This is a genomic window from Cedecea neteri, assembly GCF_000758305.1.
Lineage (GTDB): Bacteria > Pseudomonadota > Gammaproteobacteria > Enterobacterales > Enterobacteriaceae > Cedecea > Cedecea neteri_C.
This window is the reverse complement of record NZ_CP009458.1, coordinates 4,656,839-4,670,180: the sequence shown is the minus strand read 5'-3', so window position 1 is coordinate 4,670,180 and position 13,342 is coordinate 4,656,839. Positions and strand designations below refer to the sequence as shown.

13 protein-coding genes are annotated in these 13,342 nt (G+C 55.1%); 6 read left to right on the top strand and 7 right to left on the bottom strand.

What is annotated here, in order from left to right; genetic code table 11:
• Nucleotides 1-228 precede the first annotated feature (228 nt).
• Nucleotides 229-1,710 carry an APC family permease gene (locus LH23_RS21670; protein WP_039295713.1) on the top strand — a complete coding sequence of 494 codons (1,482 nt, stop codon included), beginning with the start codon at nt 229-231 and terminating at the stop codon, nt 1,708-1,710.
• 59 nt (nt 1,711-1,769) lie between these two features.
• Here LH23_RS21670 and LH23_RS21665 read toward each other — a convergent pair whose 3' ends face one another.
• Nucleotides 1,770-2,477, bottom strand: coding sequence for a cache domain-containing protein (locus LH23_RS21665; RefSeq protein WP_039295711.1), 708 nt, complete (start codon nt 2,475-2,477; stop codon nt 1,770-1,772).
• 27 nt (nt 2,478-2,504) lie between these two features.
• Complete coding sequence (locus LH23_RS21660) at nt 2,505-3,224, bottom strand: FadR/GntR family transcriptional regulator (RefSeq protein WP_039295709.1); 720 nt, start codon at nt 3,222-3,224, stop codon at nt 2,505-2,507.
• Between the two features lie 236 nt (nt 3,225-3,460).
• On the opposite strand from LH23_RS21660, the gene LH23_RS21655 reads away from it, so the two are divergent.
• The 4 genes from LH23_RS21655 (at nt 3,461) to LH23_RS21640 (ending at nt 8,652) form a co-directional block, all read left to right on the top strand.
• The gene (locus LH23_RS21655; RefSeq protein WP_039295706.1) at nt 3,461-4,888 is read left to right on the top strand and encodes a gamma-aminobutyraldehyde dehydrogenase; all 1,428 of its coding nucleotides are present in this window, start codon (nt 3,461-3,463) and stop codon (nt 4,886-4,888) included.
• A gap of 11 nt (nt 4,889-4,899) precedes the next feature.
• Entirely contained in the window at nt 4,900-5,373 is a 474-nt protein-coding gene (locus LH23_RS21650; RefSeq protein WP_052050413.1) for an ester cyclase, read from the top strand.
• A gap of 164 nt (nt 5,374-5,537) precedes the next feature.
• On the top strand, nt 5,538-7,442 hold the full coding sequence (locus tag LH23_RS21645; RefSeq protein ID WP_039295704.1) for an NAD(P)-binding protein: 1,905 nt from the start codon (nt 5,538-5,540) through the stop codon (nt 7,440-7,442).
• 7 nt (nt 7,443-7,449) lie between these two features.
• Complete coding sequence (locus LH23_RS21640) at nt 7,450-8,652, top strand: cytochrome c (RefSeq protein WP_039295701.1); 1,203 nt, start codon at nt 7,450-7,452, stop codon at nt 8,650-8,652.
• A 73-nt stretch (nt 8,653-8,725) separates the two neighbouring features.
• On the opposite strand, the gene LH23_RS21635 is transcribed toward LH23_RS21640, so the two are convergent.
• Nucleotides 8,726-8,974: a DUF2442 domain-containing protein gene (locus tag LH23_RS21635; RefSeq protein WP_039295698.1), complete on the bottom strand. Its 249-nt coding sequence runs from the start codon at nt 8,972-8,974 to the stop codon at nt 8,726-8,728.
• Nucleotides 8,975-9,164: 190 nt separating this feature from the next.
• Here LH23_RS21635 and LH23_RS21630 point away from each other — a divergent pair, with 190 nt between their 5' ends.
• Nucleotides 9,165-9,863, top strand: coding sequence for an RluA family pseudouridine synthase (locus LH23_RS21630; RefSeq protein ID WP_039295695.1), 699 nt, complete (start codon nt 9,165-9,167; stop codon nt 9,861-9,863).
• 23 nt (nt 9,864-9,886) lie between these two features.
• Here the strand turns inward: LH23_RS21630 and LH23_RS21625 are convergent, their stop codons facing one another.
• The 4 genes from LH23_RS21625 to LH23_RS21610 form a co-directional block, all read right to left on the bottom strand.
• Nucleotides 9,887-10,132, bottom strand: a complete 246-nt coding sequence (locus LH23_RS21625; RefSeq protein WP_008459646.1) for a DUF2543 family protein — start codon at nt 10,130-10,132, stop codon at nt 9,887-9,889.
• Between the two features lie 62 nt (nt 10,133-10,194).
• Nucleotides 10,195-11,058, bottom strand: coding sequence for an HlyD family secretion protein (locus LH23_RS21620; RefSeq protein WP_039295691.1), 864 nt, complete (start codon nt 11,056-11,058; stop codon nt 10,195-10,197).
• Entirely contained in the window at nt 11,055-11,270 is a 216-nt protein-coding gene (locus tag LH23_RS21615) for a DUF1656 domain-containing protein (RefSeq protein WP_039295688.1), read from the bottom strand. Before LH23_RS21615 ends, LH23_RS21620 begins: the two co-directional genes overlap by 4 nt.
• The gene (locus tag LH23_RS21610) at nt 11,260-13,275 is read right to left on the bottom strand and encodes an FUSC family protein (protein ID WP_039297071.1); all 2,016 of its coding nucleotides are present in this window, start codon (nt 13,273-13,275) and stop codon (nt 11,260-11,262) included. Before LH23_RS21610 ends, LH23_RS21615 begins: the two co-directional genes overlap by 11 nt.
• Nucleotides 13,276-13,342 lie beyond the last annotated feature (67 nt).

Below are 13,342 nucleotides of genomic sequence, written 5' to 3'. Positions count from 1 at the left end.
CCAGGCCCGCCTTTTCTTTGGCAGTGTCCAGGCTTCTTCACAGCAAAATTCTTCTCATGCCTGGGACTAACTTCCTATGCCATAGCGATTTCTTTTTCATTTCTCAATTAACAATAATATAACATTATATCTAACAAAATTGTGACAAAGCACAATATACATATAACTTAATATGTTTTATAAAATGTAGCCATTGCCTGCAACTATGCCCCCTAAAGAGAAAGACATATGGAACAGACATCTGCTACAAAAAGTACCGATCCCCAGCCGGAGAAGGGCCAGCAGTTCAACCGCTCCATCGGCCTGGTATCCAACTTCGCACTCGGTTTTACCTACCTCTCGCCGTTGACCGCCGTGTATTCCCTGTTTGCGCTGGCGATAACCCTTGCCGGGCCGCCAGCTATCTGGTGGATCCTGATTGCCGCCTGCGGGCAGCTGCTGGTTGCCTTGGTATTTGGCGAGGTGGCTTCGCAATATCCCATCACCGGCGGGCTATATCCGTGGGCCAGAAGGTTGTGGGGGAAGAAATATGCCTGGATTGCCGCGTGGATTTACCTCTGGGCGCTGGTGGTCACTATTACGTCTATCGTGGAATACACTTCCACCTTCGTCGCCTCACTTTTCCATTACGGTGATACGCCGTTTGCGATGCTGCTCACTTCCGTGGTGCTGCTCACCATCATGATGGGCGTCAACATGTCCGGGACGAAAAACCTGGCGAGGGTCGCCCGCTTCGGCTTCTGGTGTGAAATCATTAGCGTGATTGCGCTCGGCATTTACCTGCTGATTTTCCACCGCAATCAGCCTTTCTCCGTGGTGTTTGACGCCATGGGCGCGCTGGCGAAAGACGGCAGCTACGGCACGGCGTTTATGTCTGCGTCGCTGATGGGCTTGTTTATGTTCTTCGGCTTCGAAGCCTGCGGCAACGTGGCGGAAGAGGTGAAAAACCCGGGGCGTAAGATCCCGGTGGCGATGATCCTCAGCATCGTTTTCGGTGCGATCTCTGCGGTGATCTCTATCCTGGGTTACCTGCTGTCATCCCCGGATCTGATGAACATTGTGAGCGGCAAAATAGCCGATCCGATCCCGGCGATTCTGAACGATGCGCTGGGCGAGAAGGGCGCCACGCTGTTTATTGTGATTGCTATCGTGGCGATGCTCTCCTGCATCCTGTCGCTTCAGGCCGCGCTGAGCCGCCTGATCTTCTCGTTCTCCCGCGACAAAATGCTGCCGGGCAGCGAGTGGATGGCGAAAATCTCGAAGCACAGCGTGCCGGACAACGCGATGTTGGTAAGCTGCCTGCTGCCGATGGTGATTTGCGTCTGGGTGTACTTCCAGCCGGATAACCTTGCCCGCATCACCGCGTTTGCCGTGATAGGGATTTATGTCTCCTTCCAGATGGTGATTCTGGCCGCGCTTCGCCAGCGCCTAAAGGGCTGGAAGCCTGCGGGAGAATGGACGCTGGGGTCATGGGGTATGCTGGTTAACGTGCTGGCGCTGGCCTATGGTATCGGCGGGATCTGGCTGCTGGCTCAGCCTGCGGACAGCGCAACCTTTATCGACCGCTGGACGGTGCTGATTGGCCTGGCGTTGGTCATCGGCTCGGGGCTGGTTTATATGACAATTGCCAGACCGTTCGGTCACTCTGATGCGCCTGAAAATGACGCTATTGAATACGCCAAACGGCTAAATCTTTCTCGCGAGTATTAATAAAAAAGGGCCTTATGGCCCTTTTTTCTGTATGTGCTTATCCACAACATTAAAGGGCCTCATGGCCCTTTTTGGATCAGCTCATATAACGTGCAGTATTCCGTGTTATAGACTTCAACCGCCTCAGCGGTATTCAGTAATTCACCGACGCGGTATTTAGGATAAGTAGAGAAAATAATGCGCTTATCTAAGTTAGTCAGCATAACTTTGTGGTTATTGAACAGCGGAAGTAATTCTTCCTCAACTTCACTGACCAGTACATCAATTGCCGCCACGCCGATGAAACGCTGGTGCAAATAAACCGGCATCGCTGACGTTAAGGTATAAGACGTATTACAGACGTAATCGACATAAGGGCCGTGAATATACGCCTGGCCATTTTCCTGAGCGTCTTTAAACCACTCAAAGGTTCTGAAATCCAGCCGCTGCTGGGTGGCCTGATCCAGGTCGAGATTCACCTTTTTCACGCCGTCGGCCTTTTTGTACCACCACTCCAGCAGCCAGTACTCTTTCTCCTCCGAGCTGCCTGCAATATGGCTGGCAAAGCCAGAGCCTGAGCAGTAAGGCGTTTCGTTCAGCGTCTCTTTGATATGTTCCTGAATGGCGCGTTTTACCGCGGGATCCAGCAGCAATTTATGATCGTCGCCGTGAAATGAGGCCAGCGTGGACTCAACCTGTGCAGCAAGCGCAATGGTTGCCTGGATGGTGGTGGTAATGATGTCGTCGATTTTACGGGTAAAAGGGATGAGGCTTGCAGGTACATTCATGGCGATGCCCGTGTTGTTGTGTCAGTTTTATTTATATTTTAATTTGTTTTCAATGAGATAGAAGGTGAAGGTGTCGATGAGTTGCGTGGCTAACCGCACCGCCTCCTGCTCGTGATGAGTTTCCAGTGCGGCGATCAATTCGGTATAAACATCAATCACTTCCCGATGAATGGCTTCATCACGGTAAAGAATAGCCACCAGTGAAGCCCATTCGGCCTGCAGCAGCAGCTCCTGGTTGGCAAGCCTTGCTGACTGAGAACTGGCAGAGAGGGCAAGCAGGCAGCGCATATCGGCCTGGGTTTTTAGCTCCGGCGTGCTGGCCGATTTCAGCGCTTCAACAAACTCCCGCAGACGGGTGATATCCGCGCTGGTCATACGCCTGGAGGCCAGTTTGGCGCTGTGGCTAATTATGGCGCAATGCATTTCGCCGAGGTCTGAAATATAGTCTGAACTGATCGTCTTAAAAGGGTGAAGCGGCGTCTGAAATTCGCCGCTATTTTCGCAAACAAAGCTACCGCCATTTCGCCCACGAATAGTGTGGATTAAATTATTCGCCCGCAGCGTATTTAAGGCTTCGCGTATTGTAATGTGGGAAACGCCCATCATTTTGGCAAGGTCGGCTTCATTAGGAAGCTGCTCATTTGCCTCGAGCAAACCAGTAATAATTGCATTTGAAAGCCGCTGCACAATTTGATCGGATCGACTTGCCTGTCCTATAGGTGCGAATATTACTGCGTGAGTAATCATAGTGCTCTCTGATTAAAATTCCCTGAATCAACGGTTATTGATAGCACAGCCCGGGCCTTTAAGAAAGGCATCGACGGGCTACCAGAAACGGCGGTTTTCAGCGCTTGCCCGGCGTTATGATGTAAAAATATTGTTAAATTGTGGGGTTGATCATGTTGCTATCAAGCGCAGATTGAAAAGTCGCCACTCAAAAGATATTACATAATATTGTTTATGTTTAATTTGAGGAGAAGGCGATGCAAACCCTGAAGCATTTTATCAACGGGCATTATGTGGCGGGCCAGCCAGCCACGCTGTTTGACCTGGTTAGCCCGGTCAACGGCGAGGTGTATGCGCAATCGCCTGACGGCGGCGCGGAAGAGGTTAACCAGGCTTACGCGGCGGCAAAAGCGGCGTTCGCGGTATGGAAGCATTCCCTGCCGTCCGAGCGGCAGCGTGCCTTGCTGAAACTTGCCGACGAAATTGAGCGTAATGCCGCCCGGATTGTGGAAGTGCAAAGCCAGGAGACGGGCCAACTCAAACACTTTATCGAACGCGATGAAATCGCCGCTTCCTGCGACGCTATCCGCTTCTTTGCCGGGGCGGCGCGTTGCCTTGAGGGCAAAGCTTCCGGGGAATATGCCGCCGGGTTTACCTCAACCATTCGCCGTGAGCCGCTGGGGATTGTCGGGCAGGTCACGCCGTGGAACTACCCTTTCATGATGGCGGTGTGGAAAATCGCGCCGGCGCTTGCGGCGGGCAACACCGTGGTGCTGAAACCAAGCGATACCACGCCGATCAGCACGCTGATTCTGGCCGAAATTGCGGCACCGTTATTCCCTCAGGGCGCATTCAACGTGGTGCTGGGCAAAGCGGGGACGGGCTCGCTGGTGGTATCCAACCCGGAAGCCTCGCTGGTGTCGATTACCGGCTCCGTTCGCGCCGGTTTGCAGGTTGCCGCCTCTGCTGCCGCCAACCTGACCAAAGCGCACCTCGAATTAGGCGGCAAGGCGCCGGTGGTGGTGTTTGCCGATGCGGACATGAACAAAGCGGTCGAGGTGATTACTGCCGCTGGTTTCTCTAATGCCGGGCAGGATTGCACCGCCGCCACGCGCATCATCGTTGAAGCCTCCGCCTACGACGCTTTCCTTGAAAAGCTGATTCAGAAAACCAAATCAATCACCTTCGGCGAGCCGGACGATCGCGAGGCTTTGTACGGCGCGCTCAACAGCCGCAACCAGCTGGAGCAGGTGACGGGTTTTATTGAACGGCTTCCGGCCCATGCAAAAATTGAAACCGGTGGCAAAAAGGGCGCGGGCCCCGGCTACTACTTTGAGCCGACGATTATTTCCGGGCTGAAGCAGCACGATGAGGCCATCCAGCATGAAGTTTTTGGCCCGGTGATGACCATTCAATCCTTCAGCAGCGAAGAAGAGGCGCTTAGCAGAGCCAACGACGTGGAATATGGCCTGGCGGCAAGCGTCTGGACCAGCAGCCACAGCCGGGCGCAGCGTTTTAGCACTCGTCTCGATTTCGGCACCGTGTGGATCAACAACCATATCCCGCTGTGCGCGGAAATGCCCCACGGCGGTTTTAAAAAGTCCGGCTACGGCAAAGATCTCTCGTCTTACTCCCTCGACGAATACACCCGCATCAAACACATCATGTGCGATATCACTGAATAAGGATCCCTGCGATGAAAAGAGTTAATGCTGCTGCGCTGTCGCTGTTTTTCTTTTCCACCCTGGCGCTGGCCGAAAGCGCTCCGCTTTCCGTCGTGAAAAATTATATGGCCGCGTGGAACGCCCATAACGCCGGACAGGCGGGCCAGTATCTTGCCAGCGACATGGTTTATTACGACGCTGCCGTCGGCACGCCGGTTGAAGGGAAAGAAAAAGCCGAGAAAGAGGTGATTGGCGCGTTTATTAAAGCGGTGCCGGACCTGCACTGGCAGATGACCAGCGAGCCGGTTTACAACCACGACACCATCGCTTTTCGCTGGACGTTCACCGGCACTAACAGCGGCGAGTGGAGCGGCAGCCCGGCGACCAACAACCCGATCAAGTTTGAAGGCGTAAGCTTTATCAAAGTCAGCCACGGCAAAATTACCTGGCAGGGCGATTACTACGACTCGAAGAAACTCGACGAAGAGCTCAAACCTCGGCAATAGCCTGCGGCACGCCGATCTCTGGTGGTTACCAGCGGGCGGCGTGCCGGCAACCCGTTACCAGAAAAGACACTATAGTTAACAGGCTTATCGCGTAGCGAAGCGGCAGGGAGTTTGTTATCATTTGGTGAATAATATGTCTAACAGACTGATAAAAAAGGTTATCTATGTCTATTACCCGACGTGACTTTCTTAACGGGATGGCAATTGCAATTGTCTCTGGTTTAACGCCTCTGGAACTGGTGAGGGCAAACGGCAAAGCACCCGGCAGTGCCGTGATCAATGCAGATTACTACCCGCCGGGCTTGACTGGCCTGCGTGGCAACCACCCTGGCTCGTTCGAAATGGCGCACGCCCTTGGGCGCGAGCACGAAAAATTCGACTTCGGTAAGCTGCCAGTAGAAGAAGAGTACGACCTGGTGGTGGTCGGCGGCGGGATCAGCGGCCTGGCGGCGGCCTGCTTCTGGCGCGAAAAAATGGGGAAGGAGGCCAAAATCCTGATCCTCGATAACCATGACGACTTCGGCGGCCATGCCAAGCGCAACCAGTTCAACGTCGGCGGCAAAACGCTGCTGGGCTACGGCGGCAGCGAGTCATTCCAGTCCCCGAACAGCAACTTCAGCCCGGTAGTTCACGGCCTGATGGATTCCCTGGGCGTCAGCATCACGCGAATGAAAAGCAGCTTTGACGCCACTTTCTACCCGGACCAGAACCTGAGTCGCGGTGTGTTCTTCGACAAAAAAAACTTCGGCGAAACCAAAATCGTCAGTGGCGACCCTGGCCGCGCGGTGTCTGATGATATTCCGCCGGACAGACTGAATGGCCGCAGTATCGAAGCCTTTATCAACGACTTCCCGCTCAGCGAGGCAGACCGCAAGGCGCTGCTGGATCTGCACGTCAACCCTGCCGATTACCTGCCGGGCATGACGGTCGAGCAGAAAAGCGAATGGCTGGATACCCACAGCTATCATGAACTCCTTGAGAAGAAAGTCGGCTTAAGCAAAATGGCGCTGATGTACTTCCAGCAGCGTACCAACGACTTTTTTGCCATCGGCATTGAAGGCGTGAGCTGCAGCGATGCACGCGCCTGTGCGCTGCCGGGCATGGAGGCGATGGGTTTGCCGCCGCTGGATGGCGAAGCGCTGGCCGACCTCGAGGAGCCGTACACTTACCACTTCCCGGACGGCAACGCCGGGCTGACGCGCCTGATGGTGCGCAAACTGATTCCTGAAGCGCTGCCGGGCAGCACGATGGAAGATTCCGTCACCGCAAGGCTGCACTACGAGCTGCTGGACAGGCCGGAAAACGGCACCCGCATTCGCCTCAACAGTAGCGTGATTAACGCCGCCAATGCCGATAACGGCGTGGTGGTGAGCTACATCAACAATCAGAGCGGTAAGCTGCACCGCGTGAAGAGCCGCAACGCTATCATGGCGGGCTACAACATGATGATCCCGTACATCGTGCCGGAAGCGCCGGAGCAGCAGAAAGAAGATCTGCGCCTCAACGTCAAAGCGCCGCTCGTTTACACCAACGTGGTGGTCAATAACTGGCGTGCTTTCAAAAACACCGGCGTGCATGAATTCTATTCGCCCGCTGCACCTTACAGCCGCGTGAAGCTCGATTACCCTGTCAGCATGGGTGATTACCATCACCCGCAGACGCCGGACGACCCGATGTGTATCCACATGGTGTATGTACCGACTTATCCGGGCAGCAACATGTCTCCGCGCGAGCAGTTCCGCCGGGGCCGTGCGTTCCTGCTGGGTTCTACCTTCGAAGCCCACGAACAGATGATCCGCTCTCAGTTGCAGGAGATGCTGGGCCACACCGGCTTTGACCACGAACGCGATATTGCGGCCATCACGGTCAACCGCTGGGCGCACGGTTACGCCTACTATGCTAACGCCCTGAGCGATGACATGGAGAAAATGCCGGAAATTATCAACCGTGCCCGCCAGCCGATAGGCCGCATCACGATTGCTAACTCTGACTCAGACTGGAGCGCCTACGCCCACGCGGCTATCGACCAGGCATGGCGTGCAGTCAACGAACTTGTGGCGATGGGGTAACCAAAAAATGAAACGTATTTTAGCGGCTATCTCAATCCTCTTTTCTGCCAGCGGCCACGCTGCCGTATCGCAAGGTGAGTATGTGGCACGCGCGTCAGACTGTGTCGCTTGCCACACCGTAGACGGCGGCCAGCCGATGGCCGGCGGCAAAAAATTTTCCACGCCGGTGGGCGATATCTATTCCACCAACATCACGCCGGACAAAACCCACGGCATTGGCGATTACAGCTACGAAGATTTCGAGAAGGCGGTTCGCCAGGGGATAGCCAAAGATGGCCACGCCCTTTACCCGGCGATGCCTTATCCTTCCTACGCCAAAATGACCGATGAAGACGTGAGGGCGCTGTACGACTACTTTATGAAGGACGTTGCCCCGGCGGCGACCGCCAACAAAGAGAACGATATTCCATTGCTGTTGTCGGCCCGCTGGCCGCTGCGCGTGTGGAACGGCCTGTTCGTGGATGATGTGAAATCCGGCGGCGTGGTGGTTGAAGCCCGCGGAGATAACGCGGAGAAAATTAAACGTGGGGCTTATCTGGTGCAAGGGCCGGGCCACTGCGGCGCCTGTCATACGCCGCGCGGCATGGCGATGCAGGAGAAAGGCTACGATGATTCCAGCCCAGAATTCCTGAGCGGGGCGATGATCGACGGCTGGTATGCGCCTTCCCTGCGCGGCATGAATATGTCCACTCAGGAAGTGAAAGATCTGCTGAGCAAAGGCCGCAGCCAGCATCACGCCATTGCCGGCCCGATGGGCGAAGTGGTCACCCAAAGTACCCAGTACCTGACGGATGCCGACCTGGAAGCTATCGCGCTGTATATCGCCAACTTCAAGCCGCAAAAACCAGCGGCCACGCCGGTGAATGCTGCCGTGGTTTCTCAGCCGTCCGACGGTAAAACCCTCTACATGCGCTACTGCTCAACCTGTCACAGCCCGGACGGGAAGGGCACGGACTTCAACGTGCCTTCGCTGGTGGGCAACTCGGCGGTGATGGCGAAAGATCCGTCCTCGCTTATCCGCGTGATTGCTGACGGGGCGCATACACCGCAAACCCAGGGCACCATTCCGTTCATGATGCCAGGCTATAAAGGCGTGCTGTCAGACAAAGAGATGACCGATGTGGCGAACTACGTTCGCGGTTCCTGGGGGAACGGTGCGCCTGCGGCAACGGCAGAGGAAGTGAAAAAGATAACTGGTGAGGACAAATAGTTCAGCCAGGTAAGTTTAAAGAGGGGCCTTAATGGCCCCTTTTTTGGCGCGAGAAGTTGAATTCTATTTCTTTTCAGGCCGCGTCATGAGGGCGAAAGGTTGTATCGCCGCGACCGGCGAGCAGCCCTTCAACTGAGATATCTTCATTTAGAGTATCCCAATGAATGCCGCGTGCGCTTAATTCATAATTGGCACGCTGTACCTGATCGGCATGGAGCAACTTTGGAAACCATTCCAACGGTACGCCTAACGTGCGCCCATCGCTCAGTTCAACCCACATTTTTTGCTCATCAAAGCTCAGGTGTTTAGCTGAAATAGCCATACCATGCCTCTGTAAATAATTTCCGGTGATGTTTAACTTAACCTTCCAGTTCAGTAAGTTGTCTGGAACTGAAACATTATCTCTTCCTCATTTCCATGGAGCAATAATCCGGCTGAATGGGCTGTCATAATTGAGCAATGCCTCGTGAAATTCGCTATCATCCGGCTCCACTCTCCAGCCGGGCAGCCTGATGTCTACGATTATTGATACTTTTATTGCCCCGCCTTGTTTTGATGAGATAGAGATTCTTTATCAGGACGAGCATCTGGCGTTGATCAATAAACCTTCCGGCTTGCTCAGCCTTTCAGGGAAAAACCCGCAGAATCTTGATTCGGTGCATCATCGGCTGGTGCAGATATTCCCCGGCTGCACGCTGGTGCATCGTCTGGATTTCGGCACGTCCGGGCTGATGGTGATTGCGTTGAATAAGGCGATCAATGCGTTGCTCTGCCAGCAGTTCAGCCAGCGTTCGGTTGCCAAGGTGTATACCGCGCTGCTTTGCGGGCATCTTGAAAAAGAAGAGGGAATAATCGATGCGGCGATTGCTAAAGATCCGGCACTGTTTCCGCTGATGTCGATTTGCTCTGTCAGCGGGAAACCTGCTCGCTCGCGTTACACGGTGATTGAGCGGTTTTATCGGGAATTTGAAAATGGCGTTCGGCTGCCGTTAACGAGGGTGAAGCTTGAGCCTGAAACCGGGCGAACCCACCAATTGCGCATCCATGCGCAATATCTGGGTCATCCAATCCTGGGCTGCGATCTGTATGGCGGGCTGGCGTTGCCGGGCACCGAACGAGTGCCGCGGCTGATGCTGCATGCCAGCGAACTGCATTTTGTTCACCCCGTTAGCGGCGAACCGCTAGTTGCCAGGTGCGACAGCCCGTTCTGACGGGAAACCTGTCGCGGCAGAAATTACTCGTTGCCCCACTGATTCAGAAACTCAGCGATTTCGTCAATGCGCTGTTCGGCAAGGCCAGCCTCAACGGCCATCTCGCCCTGCGCTTCCTCGCTGATTTCCTCGTTGTTCATTAAGCGGGTAATCAGCAGCTGGAAATAGTGCGCCACGGCATCACGCTCATCCTCGGCAACGGGCTTTGCCGCTTCCGTCGAGTACTCGTCCGCGATGTCGTAATATTTCAGGTCGATTTCGTTGTTCATGGTCATCTCTGGGTTTGTTAGCCTGGCCGGGATGATAGCATTGTTCAGCCAGATTCAGCGCGTTAAGGCGTGACAGAAATACTCGCGGATAAGCCTGCCACTAATTCAACGCCTGCCGGTAGCCTGTCGATATGGATGCGTACCGGCACCCGCTGCGCAAGACGCACCCAGCTAAAGGTAGGATTGACGTCCGGCAGGCCGAGATCGCCTGTTTCATCGTTGCTGTCGCCGATGCCGTGGCCAATGCTTTCCACATGGCCGGGTATCACTGCGTCAAAGCCCATCAGCGCTATCTTCGCGCTGTTCCCCACGCGAATGTGTCGCATCTTTGTCTCCTCAAAATAACCGACAATCCAGAAGCTTTTGGCATCAATGATGGCGACTTTTGTCACGCCTGCGGTGGCGTAGTCGCCGGGGCTGAGCCTGAGATGCGTCACGTAGCCCGCCACCGGGGCTTTAACGGTGGCATGGGCCAAATTGAGCTGCGCCAGTTCCAGTGCCGCCAGTGCGCCCTGGTAGTTGGCGATGGCCACGTTTGCCGCACTGCGGGTTTGCTGTAAATCTTCTTTAGATATCACGCTCTGCAGCTGCGTGCGCCGCGCGGCAGAATCCTGGCGCATCTGCATTTCGTGGCGCTTTACTTCAACTTCTGACTGGGCGCTGCTGACGGCAAGTTTTAGCCAGCGCGGATCGATAGAGTAGAGAATATCGCCGCGGTTCACCCACTGGTTGTCCTTCACGGCAACGCTGCTCACGGGGCCAGAGACGTCAGGCGCAATCTGCACCACGTCGGCGCGAACCCGGCCATCCCTCGTCCAGGGGATTTGTGATTCATGCTTCCACATCATAAAAGCGATAATCAGGGCTGCGGCAGTCGCAATGAGCGTCAGCGCGTAGCGGCTTGTCAGAGCCAAAAACGATTTCATACGATAAACCCCTGAGCGTTCAGCCCATGCAGTATCAGGAATGCGGTGAAAATATAAGCGGCGAAATCAATCAGTGGCCGACAGGGCAGGCGGCGGTAAATCCCGCTACGCATCAGTAACGAAAGCAGAAAAAGAGTGCAGAGCAGCGCAACGAGTGCGATGACCAACAGGGCGGGGAGATAAACGCCGCCAATATTCACGTCACCGACCATCGGTTCGCTCCTTACCTGAAATATTCAACGCACAATACAAGTCTATTAGCCCGTGATTAAGCCGCCGGGTCAGTGCATCCGACGCCGGAGGATGCGCGTTTAACAGCGATAAAACCTTTGCCTGAATTTTTTGAACGTCTGATTCGCTGGACAACATGCCAAGCACTTCATCTACCTGTTCGGCGCTTTTCCGCTGGAGGTGAACCAGCAACTGCCGCAGGTGCATTGTGGCCAGCCCGGCACGCAGGTAGTGCAGCATCTGGTTAAGAATCTGCTCTGCGGGCTGTTCGCTTCGCTGCAGGCGTGGCAGCAGTAACGCCGTTCTGTCTATCATCAGGTTTGTCCAGGCGACTTCATCCGGGGGGAAAGCGCCTTTTGCGCTGCGTTTAACGTCGCGGCGGCATAGCTGAAGCAGGCGATTTATTGCCGCGTCGGCCCGCACGGTTTGCAGCAGCCCCATGCCGAACACGGCAAAGCCGATCGCAATGAATAAAGCTGTGGCGGTGTTGAGCGCCACCGCGAAGTCACCGCCGTAGTGGGAGCCAAGCCCGGATAAAATGGGGAGCGTCAGCGTGATGCCCATAGCCATAAACGTCGTCGGGGGCCTGGCCTGCAGCGATCCTGCCAGCAAATAGACGGGTGCCAGCGCGGCGGCCAGCACGCTAAAAGTGGTGATTTGCGGCAAAATCGCAAAGCTATAGAGCAGACTTATCGCCACGCCGTAGAGCGAACCAATCACATATTTAATGAGATGCGGCGTGGGCGTGTCGAAACTGCCGAACAGCGTACAGCAAACCCCAATCACCGACACCGCCGTGGCCCCGTCCGGCCAGGCAGAATAAATCCATACCAGGCATCCGACTAGCACCAGAGTGAAAGCGCCCAGCGCGGTCTTAGCCGCGGTCAGACTGTCTCGATGAAGCACGTAGCCTTTGGCTGGCGGTTCGTCTGCCAGCACCTGGGGTGACTGTGAGATCGCCAGGTACAATTTCTCGCACTGCAGCAGAAGAGTGATGGCTTCACAAAGATAGGCGGCAAAACTTGCCTGCAGCATATCTTCTGGCTGGAGCGCTGCTGCAGATAACATTTTCGCTAACGCCGAGCTTTGTTTTTTCAGCGCTTCGCCCGCGATTTCAGGCTCACCGTTTAGCCAGCGTCGGACATCATCCTCCAGCCGCAGCAGCTCAGGATGCAGCGCGTTTATCGTCTGCCGGCGTTCGCTCAGTTCGCTGTTCACCACCAACAGGCGAGCAAACTTATCGTGCAGTTTTTTTCTGGCCAGGCCGATGGGGGCGGAAAGAGCAAAGTCAAAGGGAACATGGTGGTTGAGGTTCTGTAAAAGCTGTAACGGCAGGGCCAAATGCAGGTTTTTAAAGCCTGAAGGTGGCTCGTCGCTCAGCGAAGCCGCCACGGCCAGCCGCGCCGAGCTCAGCGTTTCCAGGACTTTGGCGTTAAACAGCCCAGCGATTCGCTTCGGCAAAACATAGCGGTGAACGAGGCTCGCACAGAGTATGCCCAGCGAAATCTCCTGCACGCGGGTGATGGACGTATCGAAAATTGAACCGGGATCGTGTAGGGCAGGGAAGCCGATCAGGCTTGCCGTGTAGCCTGCTAACACAAAGGCGTAGGCGCGGGGCGTGCGCTCAAGCAGCGAGAAATAAAGACACAGGGCAATCCAGCCGGTCAGTACCACGCTGCACAGAATCGGCATATTCACAAACGTCGGCACGATTAAAACGGTCGCTGCAGCACCAACAACCGTGCCCGCCAGACGATAAACCCCTTTGCTCAGCGAGGCACCCACCGTTGTTTGTGAAACGATGTAGACGGTGACGATGGCCCAGGAAGGCGTCCCCAGTCCGATAGACAAAGCGAGGTAATACGCCAGCATGGCAGCCGCGAAGCTTTTGGCTGCATAAAGCAGGGCGTTAGCGTCATTCAGCAGACTGGGTGCCACATGCTTTCCCGACAAAGGGGGAAGGTGGCAGGCGTTTATTTTATTCATGGCGGCCATTATTGCCGCGTTACAGCTATCGCTAAATATCCTATTCTGTCAAAAAATCCCTAAATGT